The following is a 24,481-nucleotide window of genomic DNA, read 5'->3' as shown; positions in this document are numbered from 1 at the left end:
GGACGGGCGGGCAGGGTAGCGACGGCCAGTGGGAGCCCCCTTGCCTGCCATCCCGCTTCCAGGTGGAGTGCGCCGCCGTGTCCCTCCCCGTGCCCGCTCCCGAGTCCCCCCGCCTTCCCCTCCCGCTGCCCCCCGCCCGCCTCACCCAGGTGCTCGGTGAGCGTCCGTCTCCGCTCATGGGGTGGCTCGCCAACCGGCTGATGGACGCGGTGTGCGCGCTGCCCGCCTCCCTGCGCGATGCGCTCGCCCGCTTCGTGGGCTGGCTGGCGTACACCCTGGGCATCCGCCTCCACGTGGCCCTGGAGAACCTCGCGCACGCCTACCCGGAGAAGAGCGAGGCCGAGCGGCGGGCCATTGCCCTCGGGGCCTACATCACCATGGCGCGCGTGGTGCTCGAGTCCATCGACGCGAAGGACCACCTCGAGCCCGCGTGGGAGGAGCCCGAGGTGCGTGGCCCGGGCTGGGAGGCGCTCAAGGCCAACATCGCCAGGGGCCAGGGCGCGCTGCTGGTGACGGCGCACTTCGGCAACTGGGAGCGCGCGGGGAAGATGCTGCTGCGCCGGGGGATTCCCCTCAACGCGCTGGTGCGGCCGCTCAAGGGCGCGCTCAACAACCGCATTGTCGACAACCGCATCTCCGCGGGCGCGGGCCTCATCTACCCCAAGGGCGCCATCGCCCAGGCGCTGGAGGCGGTGAAGCTGGGCGAGACGGTGCTGATGCTGCTGGACCAGTCGCTGCCGGCGAAGGCGGCGGTGTTCCCGCCCTTCTTCGGCCGGCCCGCGTCCACCACGCCGGCCATGGCGGTGGTGGCGCAGCGCTCGGGCTGCCCGGTGTTCGTGGTGATGGGCATCCGCGACCCGAGCGGCCGGAAGATGTGGCTGGAGGTGTCGGAAGCCATCGCCCCGCCCCAGGTCGCGGGAGAGCAGGACGCCCTCACGGCGCACACGGCGGCGGTGACGGCGGTGCTGGAGCAGTACGTGCGGCGCTACCCGGACCAGTGGCTGTGGCTGCACCGGCGCTGGAAGGTGCAGCCGCCTCCGGAAGGCTCGGCCGCCCCCCAGGGTTGAACCCACGAGAGCGATGACGCGAACCCTCTTCATCGGAGACGTGCACGGCTGCGCGGAGGAGCTCGACGCGCTGCTGCGCGAGTGCGGCTACCGCCGGGGAGACCGGGTGGTGCTGGTGGGAGACCTCGTGGCGAAGGGGCCGGACTCGGCGGGCGTGGTGCGCCGGGCGAGGGAGCTCGGCTTCCTGGCGGTGCGCGGCAACCACGACGAGCACGTGCTGCGCTGGCACGCGGGGAAGCAGCCCGAGGGCAAGAAGCTCAAGCCCGAGCACCGGCAGGTGCTGGACACGCTCGAGGCCGAGGACTGGGCCTGGCTGGAGTCGCTGCCCCTGCACCGGCACTTCCCCGAGCTCAACGTGCGCGTGGTGCACGGGGGCTTCGTGCCCGGCGTCCCGCTGGAGGAGCAGAAGCCGGAGCTGCTGCTCAACCTGCGCAGCATCACCCCCAGGGGAGAGCCCTCGAAGAAGATGGACGGGGGCGCGCCGTGGGGAAGCCTGTGGAAGGGCCCGGAGCTCGTCATCTTCGGCCACGACGCGCTGCGGGGCGTGCAGCAATACCCGCACGCCATCGGCCTGGACTCGGGCTGCGTGTACGGCCAGCGCCTCACCGCGTACGTGCTGCCCGAGGGCCGCTTCTACTCGGTGAAGGCCCGGCGCGCGTACATGGGGCTGTGAGGCTCACCCCTCGGGCGGGCGCACCACCATCACGGGCCGGTCCGCGCGCGCCATCACCGCCTTGGCCACCGAGCCCATCGGCGGCGTCCTCAGCCCGGTGCGCCCGTGCGTGCCCAGGCAGATGACATCCGCGCCGAAGCGCTGCGCGGCCCGCAGCAGCGTGTCCGCCACGTCCTGGCCCACCAGCACCTCCACCTGCACCTTGCGCCCGTTCGCATCCGCCTCCCGCGGCACCAGCTGGTGCATGCGCTGGCGCAGGTCGCGCTCGGTCTCCGTCATCTGCGCGCCCTCGCCCACCGTCACCAGGTACACCGTGCCGCCGTTGGGCAGCAGCGAGAAGGCATACGGAATGGCCCGGTTGGCCCAGTCGGAGAAGTCCGTGGCCACCAGCACCGAGCGCAGCGGAGGAATGGGCACCGAGGCCCCCCGCGCCGCCACGCCCACCGGCACGCTCGCCACCGACATCCTCGCCAGCCGCAGCGCGTGGTGCGACACGCTCCACAGCTTGCCGAGCGCCCGCCGCTGGTGCGTGCCCACCACCAGCACGTCCACCTTCTCGTCCGCCGCCAGCGCCACCAGGTGGTCCGCGATGCGCCCCACCCCGGACTCCACCCGCAGCCGCACCGGCGGCTGGCCCTGCCCCTCCAGCGGCGCCACCAGCGAGCGCACCTCCTGCTCCAGCGAGCGCCGCAGCTCCGGCGTCACGTCCTGGAAGGCATTGGGGTGCGCCAGGCCCATGCGCTGGTACTCCTCGTGCGGCCAGTAGATGCGGCCGGCCACCACCTCCACCTGCCCGTAGCGCCGCAGCGCGCGCAGCCAGTCGCGCGCCGCCTCGAAGGGCAGCGAGCGGTCCACGCCCAGCATCACCTTCAGCGGCCGCTTCCCCGCCACCCACGCCTCGAAGGGCCCCGCCTCGCGCACCACCAGCAGCGGCACCGTGAGCGCCGTGGCCAGCCGGTCCACCGTGCCGCCCACGCCCAGGAAGGGCGAGGCGCTCGTGGGCCCCGCCGTCACCACCAGCCCCGCCCCCTTCTCCGAGGCGAAGCGCGTCAGCTCCTCGGCCGGCTCGCCCGTGAGCAGCTGGTGGCTCACCCGCGCGCCCAGCTTCTCCAACCGCCGCACCTCGTCCTGCAGCGCCGAGGCCGCCGTGTCCTGCAGCGTCTGGCCGAAGGCGCGCGCCAGGTCGCCCGGCAGCACGTGCACCAGGAAGAGGGGCTCGTCCAGCTTGCGCGCCAGCTCCGCGGCGGCCGTGGCCGCTCGCTGCGCGGCGTCCGAGAAATGGGTGGCACAGAGGATCGTCATGGCGGCTCCAGCGCGCGGGCCCTCGGGGGGCCAGGTCATTGAAAAGATCGGTTCACATCTCGTGCCGCGCACTCTAGCCAGCCCCCGCCTGCCGACGGGATGAATCGCGCGCCCCCACGCCCCGCAAAAGCCGCATGCGCGACGGAGCCCACCGCAAAGCCTGCGCGCCCGCTCCTGGAGCGCACGGGCACCCGGCCCCGGGCTCGCGAGGGCCCGCATCGCTACCTTCACCCGAAGAGCCCCTGGAGGTTTCCATGTTCCGCTGCGCGTCGTGTGGCGCCTTCAACCGCGTGCGCGAGCCCCATCCCCCCGGCCAGCCCACCTGTGGCCGGTGCCAGCGGGCGCTCGACCTGTCGGGTGCACCCCAGGAGGTAGAGGGGGAGGACCTGTGGCGGGCCGTGAAGGCCTCGCCGGTGCCCGTGCTGCTGGACCTGTGGGCACCCTGGTGCGGCCCGTGCCGCGCCGCCGCGCCCATCCTCGCCGCCGTGGGCCATGCGCAGGCCGGCAAGCTCCTCGTGCTCAAGCTGAACACCGATGCGAATCCCCAGGCCTCCAGTCAGCTCGGCGTGCGGGGCATTCCCACCTTCGTCGTCTTCTCCGGCGGCCGCGAGGTGGCGCGCCGCAGCGGACTGATGCCGCAGCCGGAGCTGGAGCGCTGGGCGCTGTCGGCCGCACAGGGAGGAGGACCCTGGGCCTCGGCCTGAGGGGCGCGAGGAGGGACGAGCATGAGGATGCGATTCCGGGACCGGGGCGAGGCGGGGCGGATGCTGGCCGAGCGCCTGGGAAACATGTGGGGCGAGGCCCCGGTGGTGCTGGCGCTGCCGCGAGGCGGGGTGCCGGTGGGCTACGAGCTGGCGATGGGGCTGGGGGTGCCGCTGGAGGTGCTCGTGGTGCGCAAGCTGGGCGTGCCGTGGAGGCCGGAGCTGGGGATGGGGGCCATCGCCGAGGGCGGGGCGATGTATGTGAATGCCGACGTGCTGGAGTACGCGGACCTGAAGGAAGACGACGTGCGAGCGGTGGCGCGGCAGGAGGCACGCGAGCTGGCGAGGCGGGTGCGGCTGTACCGGGGCGGGATGCCACTGCCGGAGCTGCGGGGCCGCACGGTCCTCCTGGTGGACGACGGACTGGCGACGGGAGGAACGGCGAGGGCGGCGGCCCGGACGGTGCGAGCACGGGGGCCACGGAAGCTGGTGCTCGCGGTGCCGGTGGCGGCGTCGGAGATGGCGGACGCGCTGCGCCACGAGGAGGTGGACGAGGTGGTGACGGTGCAGGAGCCGGACATGCTGGGCTCGGTGGGCGCGTGGTACGAGGACTTCCACCAGGTGGACGACGAGGAGGTGCTCGCGCTGCTGATGGAGTCGCACAACCTCGGAGCCTCCCCGGCCCCGTGAGAGCAATCACCCCTCGCCCTCCGGGAGAGGGACGGGGTGAGAGTAGCGCGGGCCCCGGGTTGAACCCAGACACTCGTGGCAGGAAAGCCGTGCGACGAGGCGCTCCGTGCAGTAGAGGCACCGGAGCATGGCGCCGCCCTCTCCCACCGAGTCCCCCACCGCTCGCGTCTGGCCCTGGAGCGAGCGGGTGCTGGCGTGGGCGCTGGTGGTGACCGCGGGGCTGGCGCTGGCGTACCACGCGGGCTACCTCGCGGTGCCCATCGTCGACGACGCGGCGATCTCCCTCGCCTACGGGCGCACCTTCTTCGAGGGGCACGGCTTCCGCATCACGCCCTACTCGCAGCCGGTGGAGGGATTCTCCAATCCACTGTGGACGGTGCTGCTGGGTTTCAGCCGGTGGCTGCCCCTCGCGCCAGAAACCTTCACGCACGTGCTGGGCCTGCTCCTCGGCCTGCTGGCGCTGCCCGCCTTCGCGCTGTGGGGGCCCCTCTCGGAAGACCGGCCGCTGCGCGTGGAGGACGCGTTGGCGCCGTGGGTGGCCGCGCTGAATCCCTCGTATGTGTATTGGATTGCCAGCGGGATGGAGACGGGCCTCCAGGCCTTCCTGCTGGGGCTGTGCGGGGCGCTGCTGCTGCGCGGGCTGCGCACGGGCACGGGGGCGGGCGTGGGGTGCGCGTTGGGCCTGCTGTGCCTCACGCGGCCCGAGGGCGTCCTCTACACGGCGGCGGCGGGCGGGCTGTGGCTCGTGCACCGGGCCGTGGAGCGGCGCTGGACGGGACGGCAGGCGGCGGGCATCGCGGCGTGGCTCGCCCTCCTGGTGGGGGGCTGGCTGGTGGTGCGCTGGGGCTACTTCGCCGACGTGCTGCCCAACACGTACTACGCCAAGCGCCTGTGGCTCTTCGACGGGGCCACCTACGTGCGCGGCTTCCTCCAGGCCTACCCGGTGCTGCACCCCGTGGCGGCGGCGGGGCTGGTGCTGGGGCTCGCCGGAGGCGGAGCGGGCGGGCGCCGCGGGGCGCTCGTGGCGCTGTTCGCGGCGAGCGGCGGGTACTTCGCCTGGCGCTCCGGGGACTGGATGCGCGAGTGGCGCTTCGTCGCGCCGCTGGTGCCACTGCTGGGCGCGGCCATGGCGGTGGGCCTGTCCGGGGTGCGCCGGCTGTCGGCGAAGGCGGCGGCGCGAGGGCTCGTGTGGCCGGCACGGGTCGCGGTGACGCTGGCGTTCGCGGCGGCGGGGCGGGTGCTGGGGCCCGCGCTGCGGGACTCGCTGGGCCGGTCGCCGGGGGTGAAGGCCACGCCGGAGCTGCCCTACGCGTTCATCGCCGAGCAGGCCCGGAAGGTGGACAGGCTCGCCGAGTCCCTGGGACAGCGCCATCCGCTGGTGGGCCACCCGGACATGGGCGGGCAGGCCATGGTGCTGCGGCAGGCGGACATCCTCGACGTGGCGGGGCTCGCGGACTACGCGATGGCGCACCACGCGGGCAACCTTCCGGCGATGGAGGACTACCTGGTGTCGGAAGGGCCGCCCGTCCTCCTGGACGCGCATGGCCCCAGCGGGCACCTGCGCCAGCTCCCCCAATTGATGGCGCGCGTCCACCCGGTGGGCGGGCCGGCGTACCAGCTCAACGGCCTCACCGCGACGGAGGACCCCCGCTGCCCGGGAGGCAAGGCCACGGTGCTGGCCTCGAGCGCCGAGGAGCTGGCGCACCAATTCGAGCAGGACATTGAAGAGAGTCAGGCCCAGCGGGGCCTGGGACGCTGGCGCTGCGCCCGGGCCTACAAGGCCACGAGCGAGCTGCCCTCGTCCCGCGAGCGCGAGCGGCTGGCGGACCTCGCCCAGGCGCGCGGGGAGGAGTGGGTGAAGCAGGGACAGCTCCTCCCAGCGCTGCGCCTCTACTCCCTGGCCACGCTGCTGGACGACGGCAACGCGCACCGGCGCCGCGAGACGGAGAAGCTGCGCGAGCGCGTGTTCCCACCACCCCCCCGGCCCTGAGAGACCGCCCGCGAGCGCGGCTCGGGAACGTCAACGTCCCGCGAAGGTGCCACCGTCGATGTTGAGCGCATGGCCCGTGACGAAGGAGGCGCCCTCCGAGCACAGCCACACCACGGCCTCGGCGACCTCGCGCGGCTGGCCCACGCGGCCGATGGGGTGGGAGGCCTCGACGGCGCGGGCCATCTCCGGGTACTCGCGGAAGAAGTTGTCGATGAGCGTGGTGCCGCCGATGACGGCCGGACACACGGCATTCACACGGATGTTCTGCTGCGCGTACTCGAGCGCCGCCGTCTTCGTGAGGCCGAGCACCCCGTGCTTGCTGGCGGTATAGGCGCCCAGCCCCTTGTTGCCCATGAGCCCGGACATGGAGGACATGTTGACGATGGCGCCTCCGCCCTGGGCGAGCATCTGCCGCAGCTCGTACTTCATGCACCGCCAGACGGACTTGAGGTTGGTCTCCAGGACGGAGTCCCACTCGTCCTCGGAGTACTCGTGCATGGGGCCGGGCGTGACGCTGGTGCCCGCGTTGTTGAAGGCGACGTCCAGGCGGCCGAAGTGCTCGACGGCGCCGCGCACCATGGCCTCGACGTCGGCGGTCTTCGTCACGTCCGTGCGGATGGCGAGCGCCTCGCCACCGTCCTTGTGGATGAGCGCCACCGTCTCGGCGTTGCCCTCGGTGCCGCGGCTGGCGACGACGACCTTCGCGCCCGCGCGCGCCATGGCGATGGCCGTGGCCCGGCCGATTCCCGAGCTGGCTCCCGTCACCAGCGCGACCTTTCCTTCGAGTTGCCTCTTGTGTGTCATTGCCTGCTCCAGTTGAAGGGCGGCGGCACGTTACCGCGCACCTCCCACGAAGAGGGCATCGGCGTTCAGGCCGCGAGCTTGTTGCTCACGTGCTGGAGCACCGCCCGGTGCGTCGAGGGCAACCAGAGCAGCGGGAAGCCGATCTCCGGCCAATACATGGGGCTCCAGCGCCCGTGCCTGATGCTTGCTCATTGCCTGTGTCCGTTCACGCGGGCTGCGCCTACCTCGGCAACGTCTACCTGAACGGAGAGGGAGTGAAGGCAGACGCGGTCCAGGCCGTCAGTTGGTATCAAAAGGCGTGCGCGGGCGGATACACCGAGGCCTGCGCCAGCGCGAGGAAGTGAGCGCCTTGGAGCCCCCGCGGAAAAGGGCCCGGACCCCTCAAGGTCTCCCTCGGGATTCCGGGCCCTTCCGCGCCCCGCGCTCTCCTACTCCTTGAAGATGGCCACGGCGGGCACGCCGTCCGAACCGATGTAGCCGCGGTACATGCCCGACGAGTTGAAGGGCATGGCCACGTTGCCCTGCGCGTCCATGGCGATGACTCCGCCCTCGCCGCCGGCCTTCACGAGCACGTCCATGACGACCTGGTTGGCGGCCTCGAGCAGCGGCAGCTCCATGTATTCCACGCGGGCGCAGATGTCGCGGGCCACGCCGTAGCGGATGAAGTACTCCCCATGGCCGGTGGCCGAGACGCCGCAGCGGGGATCCGCGTAGGTGCCCGCGCCAATCACGGGCGCATCCCCCACGCGGCCAAAGCGCTTGTTCGTCATGCCGCCCGTGGACGTGCCCGCGGCGAGGTTGCCCGACTGGTCGAGCGCCACCGCGCCCACCGTGCCGAACTTGTGATCGCTCCCGGCCTGGGTCTCGTAGAAGCTCGAGGGCCCCTGGGGCTGGCCCTGCTCGGGCGGCGCCTGCTGCTGCTGCTTCTCCGCCTCGAGCGCGCGCTGCAGGCCCTGCCAGCGCTCCTCGGTGTAGAAGTAGCTCTCGGGGACGAGCTCGATGCCCTGCTGCTTCGCGAACTCCTCGGCCCCATCGCCAATCATCATCACGTGCGGGGACTTCTCCATCACCGCGCGCGCCAGCGTGATGGGGTTCTTCACGTGGTGCAGGCCCGCCACCGCACCGGCCTCGCGGGTGCGCCCATTCATGATGGCGGCGTCGAGCTCGTTCTTCCCGTCGTGGGTGAAGACGGCGCCCTTGCCCGCGTTGAAGAGGGGCGAGTCCTCCATGACGCGGATGGCGGCGGTGACGGCGTCCAGGCTGGAGCCCCCCTTGGCGAGCACGGCATGGCCGGCCTGGAGGGCCTCGGTGAGGACGGCGCGCACGGCGGCCTCGCGCTCGGGGGTGAGGGACTCGCGCTTGATGACGCCAGCGCCGCCGTGGATGACGATGCCCCAGCGCGGGGCGGGCTTGGAGACGTCGTCGGAGGAGCTCATGCGCTTCTCATCTTCACGTTTGGAGGTGAGGGAGGTGGAGCAGCCGAGCGGCAGCAGCAGGGCCACCAGGGCGGTGGCGGAGAGGGCACGACGGAGCGGAACGGGCATGCGCGGAGACCTCGGGGGGATGACGGGCGAGGGTCTATCATGCGTGCGTCCCTCTCTGTCCCCGGCTCTCGTTTCCCGATGACCGGGACTGACGTGTCAACGGCTCCGCCACGAGCGCGGCTGACATGACGGCTGACGTGTCAGAACGCGTGTCCGCCGGGCTTTTCCCTCTGTCAGCCCCCCTGGCGGCTCCTGGCGCGACGCGTGCAATCACGTCCCGCATACCCCTCGGGCGCTGTTTCCCGTGCCCCGGGGGAGTTTCCAGGAGCCCGTCATGCATCCCTCTTCCACTCCCTCTCCGCGCCGGGTGTCCCGGCGTGGTGGGGCCCTCATTTCCCTGCGCGCGGCACTCGCGCTGCTCATCGCCGTCACCTCGGGCTGCACCCGCGGCGACACCTCCGAGGCGTCCGCCCGGCCCGACACCGCCGCGAGCGCTCAGCCGCTCTTCACCAACGGCAGCTTCGAGGACGGCTCGCTCACCGGCTGGAGCGTCTCCACCAACCTCAACCCCGGCATCGCCACGATTCCGCCCGCCAGCACCGCGGACCTCAACCTGCAGCCCGGTGGCTTGGACTTCACCTCCGCGAAGCAGGCCCCGGGCGGCCCCGAGAGCGAGATTCCCGCGGGACTCGACTCCAGCGCGTCGCTGCGCTGGCCCCGGTACGGCAAGTGGGCCGCCGTGGTGAACGAGCTGGGCAAGAACCGCAACGTCAACCGCCTGGTGCAGTCGGCCACGCTCGCCTCGTCCGACGTGGACCCCGCCGACGGCAAGGTGCACGTGCGCTTCGCGCTCGCCCCGGTGCTCCAGAACCCGGGCCACTCGCAGGAGCAGCAGCCCTACATCTACATCACCCTGCGCAACGTGACGCGCAACGAGGTGCTCTGGAATACCTTCAACTTCGCCAATCAGGCCGGCGTGCCCTGGAAGACGACCGCCACCAACGTCCAGTACACCGACTGGCAGGCCATCGACGTCGCCCCAGGTGACGCGAAGCTCTCCGTCGGCGACACCGTGGAGCTCGAGGTCATCGCCGCCGGCTGCCAGCCCGGTGGCCACTGGGGCCACGTGTACGTGGACGGCTTCGGCTCCTTCCTCCCCGGCCTCTCCATCGCCGCCAGCGCCGCGAAGTCGGCCAACGCGGACTCGGACCTGACGTACACCTATCTCGTCAAGAACTCGGGCTCCGACCCCGTGGACAACACCCACGTCACCATCCACCTGCCGGACCAGACGTCCTTCGTCTCCATCGACACGCCGCCCGGCGTCACCTGCACCCACGACAGCGTCACCCGCACGGTGACGTGTGACCTGGGCTCGATGAACCCCACCGCCAGCACCCACTTCGACGTGAAGGTGCACATCGACCCCTCGGCCACCGGCACGGTGTCCCACGGCGACTACTCCGTCAGCGGCACGGGCGTGTCCCCGCTCATCGGGCCCCTCGTCCAGACGGCCATCACCTCGGGCGCCACCTACGCCGACCTCTCCGCCTCCATCACCGACGGCGTCGTCGCCGTGGGCTGGGACAAGCCCGTGCACTATGAGCTCACCGTCTCCAACGGCGGGCCCAACGCCGTCACCGGCGCCGCCATCGACCACGACTTCCCCGCCGAGCTCACCGGCGTGTCCTGGACGTGTACCGCCTCGGGTGGCGCCACCTGCCCGGCCGCCTCGGGCACCGGCCCCCTCCACACCACCGCCGACCTGCCCGTGGGCGGCAAGCTCACCTACAGCGTGGACGGCAAGGTCGTCCCCGGCTCCGGCTCCGGCACGCTCAGCTACCGCGCCTCGGTGTCCGTGCCCTCGGGCATCCAGGACCCGGATGACACCAACAACGTCGCCGTGGACAGCAACGGCATCGGCACCCTGCACACCCTCACGGTGCAGAAGGACCCCGCCGGCAAGGGCAGCGGCACCGTCGTCACCAGCCCCGCCGCCATCAACTGCGGCCCGGGCTGCGCCTCGGCGAGCGCCGACTTCCGCGAGGGCACCCAGGTGAGCCTCACCGCCACGGCTCGGCCCGGCAGCACCTTCGCGGGCTGGAGCGGCGGCTGCACCGGCACCACCAACCCCTGCACCCTCACCGTGGACGCGGCCGCCACCGTCACCGCCCTCTTCACCGTGAATACGTACCCCGTCACCGTCAGCAGCGGCCCGGGCGGCACCCTCGTCTGCCCCTCGCCCGTCGAGTACGGCCAGTCCGTCACCTGCACCGTCACCGTGACGCCGGGCTACGCGCTCGGCTCGCTCTCCGACAACGGCGCGGACGTCACCTCCTCCGTCAGCGGCGGCACCTACGTCCTCACGAATGTCACCGGCGCCCATGACCTGGAGGCCGTCTTCACGAAGAGGCCGGGCACGGACTGGGGCGGCGCCTGCACCCAGGACAGCGAGTGCTCCACCGGCTTCTGCGCCGATGGCGTGTGCTGCAACACCGCGTGCGATGGCCAGTGCGAGGCCTGCGGTGAGGCGGGCAACGTGGGCACCTGCGTCGCGGTGACGGGCTCGCCCCGGAGCGGCCGCGCGGCCTGCGGCTCGGATGGCACCGAGTGCGGCGGCGTCTGCGATGGCACCGTGCGCGACACCTGCGCCTACCCCAGCGAGTCCGTGCAGTGCGGCACCCCGAGCTGCTCCGCGGGCACCGCCGTCACGGGTGGCACCTGCAACGGCGCGGGCGCCTGCACCTCCGAGACGGTGAGCTGCGGCAACTACGCCTGCGGCGAGGTCGCCTGCCTCGCGGCCTGCGTCTCCGATGACCAGTGCGCGGCGAACGCCTTCTGCCTCTCCGGCCAGTGCAAGCCCCAGGGCGAGCACGAGAAGTGGCTCGTGCAGGGCAGCGGGTGCTCCAGCACCGGTGACGTCGCCTCGGCCTGGCCGATGCTGCTCGGCACGCTCGCCACCTTCCTGCGCCGCCGCCGGAAGACGGGGGCCGCGGTTGCCGCCGCCGCCGCGGTGGTCTCCGTGCCCGTGGCCGCCCAGGCCCAGGACGACATGAGCCGCTCCTTCCTCGTGGAGCGCTTCCAGCCGCAGCCCGGCCGCGATGACCTCCTCGGCGTCCAGTCCGCGAACGTCCCCGAGCACCTGTCCGCCAGCGTCCGGCTCTTCGCCGACTACGCCAACCAGCCCTTGCGGCTCGTCTCCGCCGAGGACTCGAGCTACCAGCGCCTGCTCGTGGGGGGGCAGACGTACCTCACGCTCGCCGGCTCGCTCGCGCTGTTCGACCGCTTCGAGATTGGCGCGGCCCTGCCGGTGATGGCCTACCAGTCCACGAGCCCCGCCGGGATGGTGGACCCCCAGCTCCAGGCGGGCCTGCCCACCACGGCGCCCTCGGACCTGCGCCTGTCGCTGAAGACGGCACTGGTGCGCGCCGAGGACTTCGGGCTCGCGCTGTCGCTGCCCGTGTCCCTGCCCACCGCGCCGAAGGACTCGTACCTCGGCGGGGGCAGCGTCACCTTCAACCCCACGCTCGTGGGCGAGTGGCGCGGTCCCCGGGGCTCGGCCCTCATGGCCAACGCGGGTGTCTTCTTCGGCCGCCCCCAGCAGTTCCTCAACCTGAACCTCGGCACGGCGGTGACGTACGGCATCGGCGGCAAGGTGGACCTGGTGCCCAGGTGGAAGCTGTCGCTGCTGTCCACGCTGGCCGGTGAGGTGGGACTGAACAAGGTCTCCGTCCCGACGAGCCCCCTGGAGCTGATGCTCGCCCTGCGCTGGGGCTTCGTGCGCAACCTGGAGATGACGCTGGGCGGTGGCCCGGGCCTCACCAACGGCTTCGGCACGCCGCGCTACCGCATGCTCGCGGCCCTGAGCTACGCCCCCTCGGCCTCGCCCCGCCCGGTGGCGCAGCCGGCTCCGGCTCCGGCGCCCATCGTCGCCGCCCCGCCCCCGCCGCCGCCTCCTCCCGCGCTCGTCGCGCATGACGACGAGGGCCGGGTGATGGCGGGCCAGTCCCTCACGCTCGACATCCTGCGGAACGACGAGGGCCTGTCGGGTGAGACCCTGCGCGTGGCCGAGCTGGGGGTGACATCCGCGGGTGGCATCGTGGAGACCACGCCCGAGGGCGCGCTGCGCTACACCGCGAAGGAGGGCTTCTCCGGCCGCGACACGTTCACCTACCGCGTCACGGGCAGTGGCGAGCGCTCGGCCACGGCGAACGTGGTGGTGACGGTGGATGCGCCGCCGCCTGCTCCGGCTCCGGCTCCGGCGAAGGTGGTGGTGGAGAAGGGCAAGCTGCGCACGCTCGAGAAGGTGTTCTTCGCCACGGCCAAGGACAACGTGCTGCCCCAGTCGCAGTCCATCCTCGACCAGGTGGCCGACGTGCTGACGAGCAACCCGGACATCAAGAAGCTGCGCATCGAGGCGCATACCGACGGGGCCGGCAAGCCCGCCTACAACAAGGACCTGTCGCAGCGCCGCGCGCAGTGGGTGCGGGTGTACCTCATCCAGAAGGGCATCGTCGCGGAGCGTCTGGACTCGGCGGGCTTCGGCATGGAGAAGCCCATCGACACCAATGACACGGCCGAGGGCCGCGCCAACAACCGGCGCGTGGAGTTCGTGGTCGTCGAGTAGGCAGGCAGGGCCCGAGGGAGTGGCGTGTGGGTTCCCCCTCGCATTCCACCTCCTCGGGCCCGCCGGTATGCTGGGCCCTGTGAGCACCCCCGGGGCGAGGCAGGAGCGGTACGAGGAGGAGTTGCTCCTCGCGTTGGACGAAGGACTCATCTCCCACGAGGAGGCCGCGGACCTCCGTGAGGAGGCGCTCCGCCTCGAGCGTGGCCCCCTGGAGCTGCTCCGCGAGAAAGACATCCTCTCCGAGGACACCCTCGTGCGGTTGCGCCAGGAAGTCTCCCGGGAGGACACGGACCGGCACGAGCGCCCGGCACCGGAAGGTCCCAGTGGCGGCGCCAGCGGCTCCCAGCCCGAGGAAGGCATCACCCTGGCTCCCGGGACTCCCGGTGTGGCCACTCCCTCCCCCGCCAGCCCGAGCGCCCCGTCTCCCTCGGGCAGCGGCCCCTCCGCGGACGCGCCCCGCGAGCCCGCTTTCCCGATTCCGGGCTGGGAGCGCTACCAGCCCGTGCGCTTCCTCGGCCAGGGCGGCATGGGGCTCGTCTTCCTCGCGTACGATCCATTGCTGCGCCGCAACGTGGCCCTCAAGTTCGTGCGCGGCGAGGACCCCGAGCTCGCGCGCCGCTTCCTCGCCGAGGCCCGCGCCCAGGCCCGCGTCCGCCACGAGCGCGTGTGCGAGGTGTACGAGGTCGGCGAGGTGCACGGCCGGGGCTTCATCGCCATGCGGTACGTGGAGGGCCAGTCCCTCGGCCAGCTCGCGGGCTCGCTCACGCTGGAGCAGAAGGTACTGGTGCTGCGCCAGGCCGCCGAGGGCGTGCACGCGGCCCACCGCGCCGGGCTCGTCCACCGCGACATCAAACCCGCCAACATCCTCGTGGAGCGCACCGAGGACGGGGGCCTCGTCCCCTTCGTCATGGACTTCGGCCTCGCGCGCGACTGGCGGGACGAGGGCACGGCCTCGGGCTCGGTGCTCGGCACCCCGCACTACATGGCGCCCGAGCAGGCCCGTGGCGAGGTGTCCCGCCTGGACCGGCGCGTGGACGTCTACGCCCTGGGCGCCTCGCTCTACGCGCTGCTCACCGGCCAGCCCCCCTTCACCGGCGCCAACGCCCTCGAGGTCATCACCCGCATCCAGTCCGAAGACGTCCGTCCCCCGCGCGCGCTCGACAAGGACCTGCCCGCGGACCTCGAGGCCATCATCCTCAAGTGCCTGGAGAAGGAGCGCTCGGCCCGCTACGACTCGGCGCGCGCGCTCCTCGAGGACCTGGAGCGCTTCCTCTCCGGCGAGCCCGTGCTGGCGCGCCAGGGCCTGGGCTACCGGCTGCGCAAGAGGGCCCGCAAGCACCGGGTGGCCCTGTCGCTGGGCTCCGCCGCGCTGCTGGTGGTGTCGCTGGCGCTGGGGCAGGCGGTGCTCGCCCGCCGCGAGGTGGCCGAGCGCGAGCGCCTCTCCCGCCGCTTCACCGAGCGCGTGGAGCGGATGGAGGCCTCGGCCCGCTACTCCGCCCTCTCCCGGCTGCACGACACGCGCGAGGACCGCGAGGCCCTGCGCGCGGACATGGACGCGCTCGAGGCCGAGGTGCGCCAGGCCGGCCCCCAGGCCGCGGGTCCGGGCCAGTACGCCCTGGGCCGCGCGCGGCTCGCCCTGGACGACCTCGAGGGCGCGCGCGAGCGGCTCGAGACGGCGTGGGCGCTCGGCTACCGCGAGCCCCGGGTGGCCTGGGCGCTCGCGCTGGTGCTGGGCAAGCTCTACCAGGAGCAGCTGCTGCTGGACGTGGAGCGCCGCGGCCCCGAGCAGCGCGAGGCCCGCCGCCGCGTGCTCGAGCAGCGCTACCGGGACCCGGCCCTCGCCTACCTCCGCCAGGCCGAGGGCCCCGACCTCCCCGCGCCCCCGCTCCACGTGCGCGCGCTGCTCTCCTTCTACGAAGGCCGGCTCGAGGAGGCGCTGGCCCACCTGGACGAGCTCGGCCACGCCCAGCCCTGGTTCTACGAGGGCCCCCTGCTCCGGGGTGACATCCTCCTGGCCCGCGCCACGCAGCGCTGGAACCAGGGCGACAGTGCCGGCTCCCAGGCGGACCTCGAGGCCGGGCGCCAGGCCTACGCCGCCGCCATCGCCACCGCCGAGAGCCAGCCCGAGGTGCACTACGCCCTGGGACGGCTGGAGCTCGCCGCGCTCGTCATGGAGCTCTACGGCCAGGGCAACGTCCTGCCCCACTACCAGCGCGGCCTCGAGGCCCTCTCCCGCGCGCTCTCCGCCGCGCCGGACTCCTACCGCGCGCGGCTGCTGGAGTCGTACTTCCACCGTCGGCTCGCCGAACAGCGCACCAGCCAGGGCGGCAACGACGTGGAGCCGCTGCTGGAGAAGGCCATCGCCTCCGCGCGCGCCTCGCAGGCCCTCGCGCCCCCGCGCGCCCGCGTCCCCTTGCAGCTCGCGCTCGCCTACCGCCTGTGGGCCCGCTACCGCCAGCAGCACTCGCTGGATCCCCGCGAGCAGCTGCGCCTCACCATCGAGTCCTTCGAGCAGCTCGGCTCCGGCGAGCGCGACTACGCCTTCCACGCCAACCTCGGGCTGGCGTACAAGGTGTGGGCCGACTACGAGGCCGAGCATGGGGGAGCGCCGCTCGTCCACCTGGACAAGGCCATCGACACGTACCTCGCCGCCATCCACCTGGACGAGCGCCAGGCGGATGCGTGGATCAACCTGGGCAGTGCGTACCGCCAGCGGGCCTCGAACCCGGGCGCCCCCGACGTGGCGGGAGACCTGGCGCGGGCCCGGGACGCGCTCGAGCGGGCGCTCACCCTCAACCCCACCAACGTCGTGGCCTGCTACCAGGGGGCCTATGCCTCCGAGCTGCTCGCCCACTGGCGCCGCGAGCACGGCGAGGAATACGGACCGGACCTGGAGAAGGCCCTGGCGCTCTACCGCAAGGGGCTGTCCATCAACCCCAAGCTGCCGCAGCTCCACAACGGCCTGGGCGCGGCGCTGCTGTGGCGGGCCGAGCAGGCGTGGGAGGACGGGGGGGACACCGGCGCCCCGCTCGCCGAGTCCCGGAAGGCCTTCGAGCAGGCCCGGGACGCGGCCCCCCAGCAGGCCTGGGCCTACAACAACCTCGGCGAGGTGGAGGCCGTGCGGGCCACCTTCCAGCTCGCGGGGCGGGAGAACCCAGGGCCGAGCGCCCATGCGGCGGTGGACGCCTACCGCGAGGCGCTCGCGCGACAGCCCGGCGATGCCGACCTCTGGGCGAACGTGGCCCGCGTCCACGTGCTGCTGGCCACCTGGGGGCTGGAGCAGGGGGGAGATCCCCGGCCAGACGCCGCCCGGGCCGAGGAGGCGCTGAGCCACGCCCGCGAGCTCAACCCCCGCCTGGGCAATGGCTGGCGTTACCTCGCGGAAGCGCGCGGCGTGCGGGCCCGCTGGCTGGCGCGGCGCGGCCAGGCGAAGGAGGAGGACTTCGAGGAAGCGGCGAAGGCCTTCCAGCAGGCGCTGGAGCTGGAGCCCCAGCGGCAGGAGTACCGGCTCGCCGCGGCGGAGCTCCACCGGGCGTGGGCCGGGTGGAAGCAGCAGCGGGGCGCCGACCCCGTCCCGGTGTTGAAGCGGGGCCTCGAGTTGGCCGAGCCGCTCCTCGCCGCGAGGCCCCAATGGGCGCGGGCCCGGGCCGTACGCGCCAGCGTGCTCCTGGCACTGGCCGCTACCGCCGCGCCCGCCGGGCAGCAACGGGCGTGGCGGGAACAGGCCCGCGAGGACCTGGAGCAGGCGCTGGCCCACAATCCCCACCTCGAGCCGGCGTGGCGGGACATGCTTCCCACCTCACGCCAGCCCGTGGCGGACGCTCCGGTGCCCTGAGGCACCGGGTGCCTACTTGTCCTTCTTGGGCTTCTTGTCCTTCGGGGGCGGAGGGGGATCCGTCGTCACGTCCAGGTCGCCCCGCTTCGTCTCATGCTGGGGAAAACGCTTGCGCGTGTGCTCGTCGGGCGTGACGGTGTACGGGTAGTTGCCCTTCGCGGCGGAGGCGGCGACCGTGTGAGCGCTCTGGGACGTCAGCGAGGAGCCGCTCTGCAGCGTGAAGGGGCCCTGCGCGGTGAAGCAGTCGGCCGAGTCGAAGGACACCTCGAAGGTGCCCTGGACGTCGTCCGCCAGCTGGAACGTCACGAGGTCGCCCTGTTGGACATCGGCGGGGTTGGGTCGGACGGCATCGGACAAGACTTCGATGATGAGGACGTTGGGCATGGGTACGAGCGCTCCTATGTCCCGCGCGGGGACGTTGAGATGAACGTTGCCGGAGGGAAGTTGCAGTCACCGTACCAGCGGCCCTGACCTGCGCTGGCCCTCGGAAGCCCGTGGCCCCCGTCACGCCGGAGCCCCCGCGGACGCGTCATGGACACGTCACGAGGCCCGCGCGGACGTGTCAGCCACCGAGTCCCAGCTCGCGCACGCGGCGCTGGAGCGCGCGCTTGGAGACCTCGAGCCGGCGCACCATCTCGTCCAGGTCGCCCTGGCACTCGTGGAAGCAGCGGGTGATTTCCTCCGGGCTCAAGTCCCGGGCGGTGCGGATGAGGGTGCTCTTGTCGATGAGCACGTAGACGGAGGAGCGGGGAATGCCCAGCCGGTCCGCGGTGGCCTTGAGGTCCCACGAGCAGGCGCGCAGGGCCTCCAGCAGCTCCTGCTCGCCCACGTCCGAGGGCTTGCGCCGGGTGGGCTTCTCCGCGAGGGCGTCCGGCGCCTCGGCGGTGGACGGGGCGGGCGCGGACAGGCTCTGCCCGGGGATGGGGATGGCGGCGGAGTCCAGCTCCTGCTCCAGCCGCGAGTCGATGCGCAGGCCCTGCAGGCCGCGGCTGCCGATGACGAGCTGCCGGGCGACGTTGCGCAGCTGGCGGATGTTGCCGGGCCACGCGTAGCGCATCAGGCGCATGGCGAGCGAGGCGGGCAGCCATGGCTCCGAGCGGGGATCCGCGCTCGTCAGCCGCTGCACCTCGCCGGTGGTTTCCAGCTCCTGGCGGGCGAAGTGCATGAAGAGCGGGCCGATGTCCTCGCGGCGCTCGCGCAGCGGGGGCACCTGGATTTCGAAGCCGGCGAGCCGGTGCAGCAGCGGCGCCTTGAAGAGGCCCTGGCGGATGCGCTCCTCGAGGTTGGCATCGGTGGCGGTGATGAGGCGCACGTCCACGCGCACCGGGGCGTTGGCACCCACGGGGAACACCTCGCCCGTCTCCAGCACGCGCAGCAGCGCCACCTGCACCTCGGGAGGGGCCTCGCCCACCTCGTCGAGGAAGAGGGTGCCCCCGTGGGCGGCGCGGAAGAAGCCCTCGCGCTCACCGGTGGCGCCCGTGTACGCGCCCTTGCGCGCGCCGAAGAGCTCGGAGGCGACCAGCTCCTTGGAGAGGGCGCCCAGGTTGACGCTGATGAAGGGGCCGTCGCGGCGCGGGCTGAGCTGGTGGATGGCGCGCGCCACCAACTCCTTGCCCGAGCCCGTCTCGCCCCGGACGAGCACCGGCACGTGGAGGTCCGCCACGCGGGCGATGTCCTCGCGCACCCGGCGCACGCCCTCGCCCTGGCCCACCATGCCCAGGTCCCCCGGGCCGGACGCCGCCGCGGAGGAGAAGGAGGCCAGGTGCAGCAGCAGCACCACGCGCTCGGCGAGCACGAGCGGCACGCCCGAGGCCAGCTCCTGGGGCGAGAACTCCCGGCCGCCGGTGACGGCCTCTCCGGCCACGTGCACCGTCGTCCCATCCTCGGGCACGAGCAGCCGCAGCCCGCCGCGGGCCCCGGGCTCGAACTGCACGGGCTTGCGGCTGATGAAGGGGTCTCCCAGCGGCAGGGCCAGCAGGCTGCCGGGGCGGGAGAAGTCCGGCGCATTGCGTGAAAGCGACGCGGTCCTCCCCACGGTGGCGAGCATCTCGAGCAGCAGCCGCTCGCCGATGCGCTGCGGCTGCGGGTGGGAGACGATGGTCAGGGCCGGCACGATGCGCGGCGCGAGCGCATCCTTGCCGCGCGTGGTCACGGCGGTCGTCGAGAGGTCGTCGGAGATCTTCAGCTGCATGGGACCCGATCGGGGCGGCAACACCGTTGGGAAGTGTACACCGACCCGGTACGGGGTTGTCCGCACCCCGAAGACCCACAGGGTGGGACACGAATCCCATCTTCTCAACCTGCAATACGGTTAGCAGTTGCAACAACAAGGGGTGTTCGAGCCGGCCCGTCGAACACCCGAGGAGTGCCCCTGGCCGGGCCTACTGCGCGCAGTAGGTGTCGCGGTTGATGATGGCCGTCACGTTGACCACCGAGCCCGGGCGGATGACGAACTCGCTGGCGCCCACGTGCTTCGTGTCCTGGCTGCACCAGTCATAGGTGTAGCCCAGGCCCGTCCACGGATAGCGCGTCGTCTGCCAGAAGCCGTAGCTCGAGGCGTAGTTGTTGGAGAACCAGTTCTTGTGCTCGGTGGACGCGCCGGCCGGGAACTGCAGGCCGCACACCGAGTCGGAGATCTCCGGATCCGGGCACGGGCGGAACATGTCGCCCGGCTTCACCCACAGCTCGACGAACTGACGCCCGTTGTCGGACGCGTTCGCGGGCGGCAGGCCGAGGAACTGGTTGATGCGCACGATGCGGGCCGCGTCGTCCGGCAGCGTCTTGCACAGCTCCTGGAGCTGCGGCACCGCGGTGACCCAGACTTCCCGCGACAGCGTGTTGTCGCCCTGCGCGTAGCCCGTGTACGTGGTCCACGCGACCATGCGCACCGCGCTCTGGTCCGCGTTCCAGAACAGCTTCGGATTGCCCGGGGTAATCGCCCACAGGCCGTCGACGACGTCCTCCTGGGTGGGCTCGACGGCGTCGCTGATGGACGCGTCGTAGGTCTCCTGGGTGCAGGCGGCCGGCTGCGGCTCCGGCATGGGCTCCTGCTCCTCGGGACCACCGCACGCGACCAGCGACATCAGCACGGCGGTGACCGGAAGCCACCGCGGACGAGGCCTGGCATCGTGGAACATTCTCTCTTCGCTCCTGTAGGGGGGGATGTGGCCCGAGCGCTCTAGAGCAAAGACGAGGCCCCGTCGAGCCTCGGAGCCCACTCCACTCCCTGGCCCCGGAATCGGGAGGCCAGCGTGTGGATGAACCCTCGCACGAACAGCGACTGCCGGAGGAAGAGTCCTTACTGATGGTCGAGGCCATCAAGAAGCTCGACGCCCTCGTGCACTCGCGGCGGTGATGACGCAAGCTAGGCCGGTCGGCCCCGATCGGGTTCCTTCCGCAAACGGGCTGGGGCAGACTTCACGGCTCAACTCAGAGCAGGCGTACCGGGCGGGGGAATACGTGTCGCGAACACTCGTGGAGGATGTCGCAGCCGCCCTTCGAAGCAAGGACACCCTTATCATCGTGGGTTCCGGCGTATCCATCGGTGCGACACGCGCCAGCCCCTGTGCTTCCTGGGTGGGGCTCATCAAGAGTGCGGTCTCCTTCTGCATGGCCAAGAAGCTCGTCAACCACTCCGGGTGGGATGAGCGGGTCCTCAACCAACTCTCCGCTGGAGACCTCGATGAGCTCCTGGGCGCGGCGGAAGCCGTCAGCCGCAAGTTGGGCGCACCCGACAAGGGCACGTACAGGAGCTGGTTGAGCGAGTCGTTCAAGAACCTGAAGGCGGAACGCTGGGACGTGCTTCATGCACTGCGGGACCTGGGTGTCCCCCTGGCCACCACCAACTATGATCACCTGCTCGAAGACGCCACCGGACTGGAAACCGTCACCTGGCAGCAGGGACCCGAAGTCGAGCTCACCCTCCAGGGAGAGCAGAAGGCCATTCTCCACCTGCACGGAAGTTGGAAGGTGCCCGAGTCCGTCATCCTCGGTATCCGGGACTACGAGCGGATACTCGGGGATGAGCATGCCCAAGCCATCGAGAAGGCCATTGGCTCGCTCCGAACCCTTGTGTTCGTGGGCTGTGGCTCGGGGCTCGATGATCCCAACATGGGAGCGATGCTCCACTGGGTGAAGAAGATCGTCTCCAAGTCGACGAGACCGCATTACGTCCTTGTCCGGGACGGAGATGTCGCCGCACTCGAGAAGGATTTCCCCCGGACGGGGAAGATCCGCGCCGTTGGCTATGGGAAGGACTTCGATGCCTTGGGGCCCTTCCTGCGCTCTCTCGTCCCGGCCACCCCCTCGGGAGCGCTCACCACGGGAATGGAGGACATTCCAGAGGATGGCACCGGTCCGAGTGGCCATCTGGAAGAGCCAGAGAAGCTCCCCGCGCGCCCGCCGTACTGCTTCGGCCGGGACACCGTCCTGGAGGAGCTCGTCACCACGTTGCTCGAGCCCAAGGTCCAAGCCACTCCCATCCTCGGGCCGGCGGGAATTGGAAAGAGCACGCTCTCAAGCGCCGCACTCCATGATTCCCGCGTCGTGGCTCGCTTCGGGGATCGCCGCTACTTCGTCCGCTGTGAAATCTGCCGCACCGCGGACGAGCTGGTCGCGCAGCTGGCACGAGCCCTCCGGGTTCCACCGGGACGCAACCGGCGGGAGCGGCTGCTGTCCGAGCTGGAGCAGGAACCGACGCTCCTCATTCTCGACAACCTGGAGACGCCCTGGGAAGAGGATGGCTCCCAGACCGAGCAGTTGCTCCTCGAGTTGGACGCACTCCAGCCCGTGGCCCTCGTGGCCTCGGTACGAGGGAAGGCCCGTCCTTTTGGACCTGCCTGGCGCAAGCCCATCGAGCTGAAGCCGCTCGGACGTGAAGACGCGCAGCGCGCCTTCCTCGCCATCGCGGGAGAGCAGTTCGAGCACGATCCGCGCCTGGGAGAGCTCCTGAGTGTGCTCGATGGAATCCCCCTGGCCATCGGGCTGTTGGCCCATATCTCTCAGGTGGAGCCCAACCTCGAAGGCATCTGGGAGCTCTGGCGGAGCAAGCGGACCGCGGTCCTTGAGCGAGGAGAGAGAACAGGACGGCTCCTGAGCCTGGATGCGTCCTATGAGTTGTCCATCAGCAGCCGGCGCATGACGAAGAACCCCAATGCCCGGCGGCTGCTGAGCATCCTGGCCCTCCTGCCGGCGGGAATGAGGCACGAGGAGCTGAAGACGTTGCAGGAATCGTTGGATGCCCTCGGCGCCGCCCGGACGCTGCGCGAGGTGGGCCTGGCCTTCGATGATGACAAGCGCCTGCGCATGCTGGTTCCTGTCAGGGCGTACGTCAGCCACCACCATCCCCCCGAGGCCTCGGATCTCTCCCTCCTCTTCGCCCGCTACGCGCCGATGGCCCACAGCCTGGGCCCTCGCGTTGGACGCGATGGGGGCGGAGACGCGGTGCGCCAGCTCGCGGACGAGATGGCCAATCTGGAATCGGTGCTCCGCCAGGGCCTGCAGGAGAAGGAGCCTCACAAGGCCATCACAGCGGCGCTCGAGCTGAGACAGTTCCTGGTGCTTTCGGGATTGGGGACACCCCAACTGCTGGAGAGCGCACGTGAGGCCGCCCGCCGGATGGGCTACATCCACGACCAGGCCCACTGCACGTTCAATCTCGGGAAGTTCGCGCTGACCCGTACGAACTACCCGGAGGCCCGCCAGCACTTCGACGAGGCCCTCCGACTCTATTGGCGAGTGGGCAGCGTCCTCGGAGAGGCCCACTGCATCCGCAATCTGGGGAAGCTGGCACTGGCGACGTCCAAGCCCGACGAAGCCCATCGTCACTTCGAGGAGGCGCTCCGCCTCTATCAGCGCGTGGGGGACGTGCTCGGCGAGGCCAATTGCATCCGCAACCTGGGAGAGCTTGCCCTCGCGAGCCATGAGCATGAGAAGGCCCGCAAGTACTTCGAGGAAGCACTGCCGCGCTATCAGCGCGCCGGCAGCGTCCTCGGCGAAGCCAGTTGTGTCTGCAATCTGGGTGAGATCGCCTTGGCGCGGCAGGAGTATGCGGAGGCCCGCCAGCACTTCGAGAAGGCGCTGTCCCGCTATCAGAGTGCCGGCAGCATTGGCGGGGAGGCCAGCAGCCACCGGTACCTGGGGCAGATCTCCCTGAAACTTCTCGATCCGGGGAGGGCGAAGCAACATCTCGCGGCGGCACTGTCGCTCTATCAGAGTCTCGGTGACACCGAGGGTGAGTCCCGGTGTCATCACCACCTGGAACAGGTCGGGCTCGTTGACTCCGTCGCCCCGACCCTGCTGGGAGAAGACCTCGACGCCACCGGCTTCATCCGGGCCCTGCCCCCGGAGCTGTCCCTGTCCGCGATCCTGACGGAACAGCATACGGCCGCACAACGCGTCGAAGACGATGGTGCGGACCCACGCCCCCCCGGGCTACCGTCGCCCACCACCCATCGGCTCTATCACGTTTACGCCGCCCAGCGGCTGTTCGAGCGCGGGCTGGCGGCGTACGAGCGCGCGCAACACGATGAGGCGAAGCGCGACTTCGAAGAAGCACTGGGGTCGTACCGCAAGGGGGTGAGCCCCCCCGGCGAAGCCAGCTGCCTTCGCTACCTCGGAGAAATCGCCCTGGCCCGCACCGAGCTCGAAGAAGCCCAACGGTGCTTCGAGAAGGCCTTGATGTTGGTGGACGACGACCGGGACAAAGCCCACTGCTACTTCAATCTCGGCATCGTCGCCATGGAGCGAACGGACCTCAAGGAAGCCCAGCGGCGCTTCGAGGTGGCCCTCCCCCTGTACGAGCAGAAGCGCGACAGCCGCAATCGTGCCAATTGCCTCCGCAATCTGGGAAAGATTGCCCTGGCTTGCGCGGACTACGAAAAAGCCAGGAAGAGGTTCGACAGAGCCCTGCCCGTCTATCGAAGCCTGGGCAGCGTCAGCGGAGAGGCCAGTTGCCTCCGCAACCTCGGCCGGGTCGCGCTGGCCTGCTCCGCTCCCGATGAAGCCCGGAAATACTTCGAACAGGCCCTGCCGCTCTGCCAGAAGCTGGATGACCATCTCGGCGAATCCATCTGCCGGAAGAACCTGGAGGCCCTCGCTCCCCTCAAGTCAGGTTGAGGAGAAGCCGCATCGCGCCCAGGCCTGGAACCTGGCGTGGACGCAGGCTCATCGAGCAAGGCCGCACCCTCGCCGCATTCCCTCCACCCATGAGCCCTCCCGTCTTCATCTCCTACGCACGTAGGACGAGCCTCGCGCCAAGCCAGGTGGGGAAAGTCCTGTCAGGGTGCTCTCGGCGCGAAGAACGAGGCC

The 24,481-nt window shown here is 71.3% G+C and carries 15 protein-coding genes; 9 read left to right on the top strand and 6 right to left on the bottom strand.

All coding sequences use genetic code 11. From position 1 onward, the window contains the following. Positions 1-77 precede the first annotated feature (77 nt). On the top strand, positions 78-1,067 hold the full coding sequence (locus ACJ8AN_RS12800) for a lysophospholipid acyltransferase family protein (protein WP_407755595.1): 990 nt from the start codon (positions 78-80) through the stop codon (positions 1,065-1,067). Positions 1,068-1,080: 13 nt separating this feature from the next. Then, a complete protein-coding gene (locus ACJ8AN_RS12795; RefSeq protein WP_407755594.1) occupies positions 1,081-1,740 on the top strand; it encodes a metallophosphoesterase in 660 nt (219 codons plus the stop codon). Between the two features lie 3 nt (positions 1,741-1,743). Here the strand turns inward: ACJ8AN_RS12795 and ACJ8AN_RS12790 are convergent, their stop codons facing one another. Further along, on the bottom strand, positions 1,744-3,042 hold the full coding sequence (locus ACJ8AN_RS12790) for a universal stress protein (RefSeq protein ID WP_407755593.1): 1,299 nt from the start codon (positions 3,040-3,042) through the stop codon (positions 1,744-1,746). A gap of 254 nt (positions 3,043-3,296) precedes the next feature. Here ACJ8AN_RS12790 and ACJ8AN_RS12785 point away from each other — a divergent pair, with 254 nt between their 5' ends. From ACJ8AN_RS12785 to ACJ8AN_RS12775, 3 genes are all read left to right on the top strand, one after another. Next, positions 3,297-3,746 carry a thioredoxin family protein gene (locus ACJ8AN_RS12785; RefSeq protein WP_407755592.1) on the top strand — a complete coding sequence of 150 codons (450 nt, stop codon included), beginning with the start codon at positions 3,297-3,299 and terminating at the stop codon, positions 3,744-3,746. A 21-nt stretch (positions 3,747-3,767) separates the two neighbouring features. Further along, complete coding sequence (locus tag ACJ8AN_RS12780; protein ID WP_407755591.1) at positions 3,768-4,433, top strand: phosphoribosyltransferase; 666 nt, start codon at positions 3,768-3,770, stop codon at positions 4,431-4,433. Between the two features lie 127 nt (positions 4,434-4,560). Then, positions 4,561-6,423 (top strand): hypothetical protein, encoded by a 1,863-nt coding sequence (locus ACJ8AN_RS12775; RefSeq protein ID WP_407755590.1) that lies wholly within the window; start codon positions 4,561-4,563, stop codon positions 6,421-6,423. A 30-nt stretch (positions 6,424-6,453) separates the two neighbouring features. On the opposite strand, the gene ACJ8AN_RS12770 is transcribed toward ACJ8AN_RS12775, so the two are convergent. Beyond that, positions 6,454-7,227 (bottom strand): SDR family oxidoreductase, encoded by a 774-nt coding sequence (locus tag ACJ8AN_RS12770; protein WP_407755589.1) that lies wholly within the window; start codon positions 7,225-7,227, stop codon positions 6,454-6,456. Positions 7,228-7,400: 173 nt separating this feature from the next. Between ACJ8AN_RS12770 and ACJ8AN_RS12765 the strand changes: the two genes are divergently transcribed. Next, positions 7,401-7,571 carry an SEL1-like repeat protein gene (locus tag ACJ8AN_RS12765; RefSeq protein ID WP_407755588.1) on the top strand — a complete coding sequence of 57 codons (171 nt, stop codon included), beginning with the start codon at positions 7,401-7,403 and terminating at the stop codon, positions 7,569-7,571. Positions 7,572-7,655: 84 nt separating this feature from the next. On the opposite strand, the gene ACJ8AN_RS12760 is transcribed toward ACJ8AN_RS12765, so the two are convergent. Beyond that, positions 7,656-8,771 (bottom strand): isoaspartyl peptidase/L-asparaginase family protein, encoded by a 1,116-nt coding sequence (locus ACJ8AN_RS12760; RefSeq protein ID WP_407755587.1) that lies wholly within the window; start codon positions 8,769-8,771, stop codon positions 7,656-7,658. 274 nt (positions 8,772-9,045) lie between these two features. On the opposite strand from ACJ8AN_RS12760, the gene ACJ8AN_RS12755 reads away from it, so the two are divergent. Continuing rightward, entirely contained in the window at positions 9,046-13,338 is a 4,293-nt protein-coding gene (locus ACJ8AN_RS12755) for an OmpA family protein (protein WP_407755586.1), read from the top strand. 67 nt (positions 13,339-13,405) lie between these two features. Continuing rightward, positions 13,406-17,173, top strand: a complete 3,768-nt coding sequence (locus ACJ8AN_RS12750) for a protein kinase domain-containing protein (RefSeq protein WP_407755585.1) — start codon at positions 13,406-13,408, stop codon at positions 17,171-17,173. Between the two features lie 12 nt (positions 17,174-17,185). Here the strand turns inward: ACJ8AN_RS12750 and ACJ8AN_RS12745 are convergent, their stop codons facing one another. From ACJ8AN_RS12745 to ACJ8AN_RS12735, 3 genes are all read right to left on the bottom strand, one after another. Next, complete coding sequence (locus ACJ8AN_RS12745; RefSeq protein ID WP_407755584.1) at positions 17,186-17,557, bottom strand: hypothetical protein; 372 nt, start codon at positions 17,555-17,557, stop codon at positions 17,186-17,188. Between the two features lie 178 nt (positions 17,558-17,735). Next, a complete protein-coding gene (locus ACJ8AN_RS12740; RefSeq protein WP_407755583.1) occupies positions 17,736-19,364 on the bottom strand; it encodes a sigma 54-interacting transcriptional regulator in 1,629 nt (542 codons plus the stop codon). Between the two features lie 190 nt (positions 19,365-19,554). After that, complete coding sequence (locus tag ACJ8AN_RS12735) at positions 19,555-20,310, bottom strand: hypothetical protein (RefSeq protein WP_407755582.1); 756 nt, start codon at positions 20,308-20,310, stop codon at positions 19,555-19,557. Positions 20,311-20,782: 472 nt separating this feature from the next. Here ACJ8AN_RS12735 and ACJ8AN_RS12730 point away from each other — a divergent pair, with 472 nt between their 5' ends. Next, complete coding sequence (locus tag ACJ8AN_RS12730; protein WP_407755581.1) at positions 20,783-24,289, top strand: tetratricopeptide repeat protein; 3,507 nt, start codon at positions 20,783-20,785, stop codon at positions 24,287-24,289. Positions 24,290-24,481: the final 192 nt, after the last annotated feature.

Origin of the sequence: Archangium sp. (genome assembly GCF_045802675.1) — a bacterium.
In the GTDB taxonomy this organism is placed as follows: Bacteria; Myxococcota; Myxococcia; order Myxococcales; family Myxococcaceae; genus Archangium.
The sequence above is the reverse complement of the archived record's forward strand: the minus strand, read 5'-3'. Positions and strand labels throughout refer to the sequence as shown.

What these genes read in the sequence shown, in the direction of transcription:
- ACJ8AN_RS12795 (WP_407755594.1), top strand. Translation starts at nt 1,081, where the DNA reads ATGACGCGAACCCTCTTCATCGGAGACGTGCACGGCTGCGCGGAGGAG.
- ACJ8AN_RS12790 (WP_407755593.1), bottom strand. Translation starts at nt 3,042, where the DNA reads ATGACGATCCTCTGTGCCACCCATTTCTCGGACGCCGCGCAGCGAGCG.
- ACJ8AN_RS12785 (WP_407755592.1), top strand. Translation starts at nt 3,297, where the DNA reads ATGTTCCGCTGCGCGTCGTGTGGCGCCTTCAACCGCGTGCGCGAGCCC.
- ACJ8AN_RS12780 (WP_407755591.1), top strand. Translation starts at nt 3,768, where the DNA reads ATGAGGATGCGATTCCGGGACCGGGGCGAGGCGGGGCGGATGCTGGCC.
- ACJ8AN_RS12775 (WP_407755590.1), top strand. Translation starts at nt 4,561, where the DNA reads ATGGCGCCGCCCTCTCCCACCGAGTCCCCCACCGCTCGCGTCTGGCCC.
- ACJ8AN_RS12770 (WP_407755589.1), bottom strand. Translation starts at nt 7,227, where the DNA reads ATGACACACAAGAGGCAACTCGAAGGAAAGGTCGCGCTGGTGACGGGA.
- ACJ8AN_RS12760 (WP_407755587.1), bottom strand. Translation starts at nt 8,771, where the DNA reads ATGCCCGTTCCGCTCCGTCGTGCCCTCTCCGCCACCGCCCTGGTGGCC.
- ACJ8AN_RS12755 (WP_407755586.1), top strand. Translation starts at nt 9,046, where the DNA reads ATGCATCCCTCTTCCACTCCCTCTCCGCGCCGGGTGTCCCGGCGTGGT.
- ACJ8AN_RS12750 (WP_407755585.1), top strand. Translation starts at nt 13,406, where the DNA reads ATGCTGGGCCCTGTGAGCACCCCCGGGGCGAGGCAGGAGCGGTACGAG.
- ACJ8AN_RS12745 (WP_407755584.1), bottom strand. Translation starts at nt 17,557, where the DNA reads ATGCCCAACGTCCTCATCATCGAAGTCTTGTCCGATGCCGTCCGACCC.
- ACJ8AN_RS12740 (WP_407755583.1), bottom strand. Translation starts at nt 19,364, where the DNA reads ATGCAGCTGAAGATCTCCGACGACCTCTCGACGACCGCCGTGACCACG.
- ACJ8AN_RS12735 (WP_407755582.1), bottom strand. Translation starts at nt 20,310, where the DNA reads ATGTTCCACGATGCCAGGCCTCGTCCGCGGTGGCTTCCGGTCACCGCC.
- ACJ8AN_RS12730 (WP_407755581.1), top strand. Translation starts at nt 20,783, where the DNA reads ATGGCCAAGAAGCTCGTCAACCACTCCGGGTGGGATGAGCGGGTCCTC.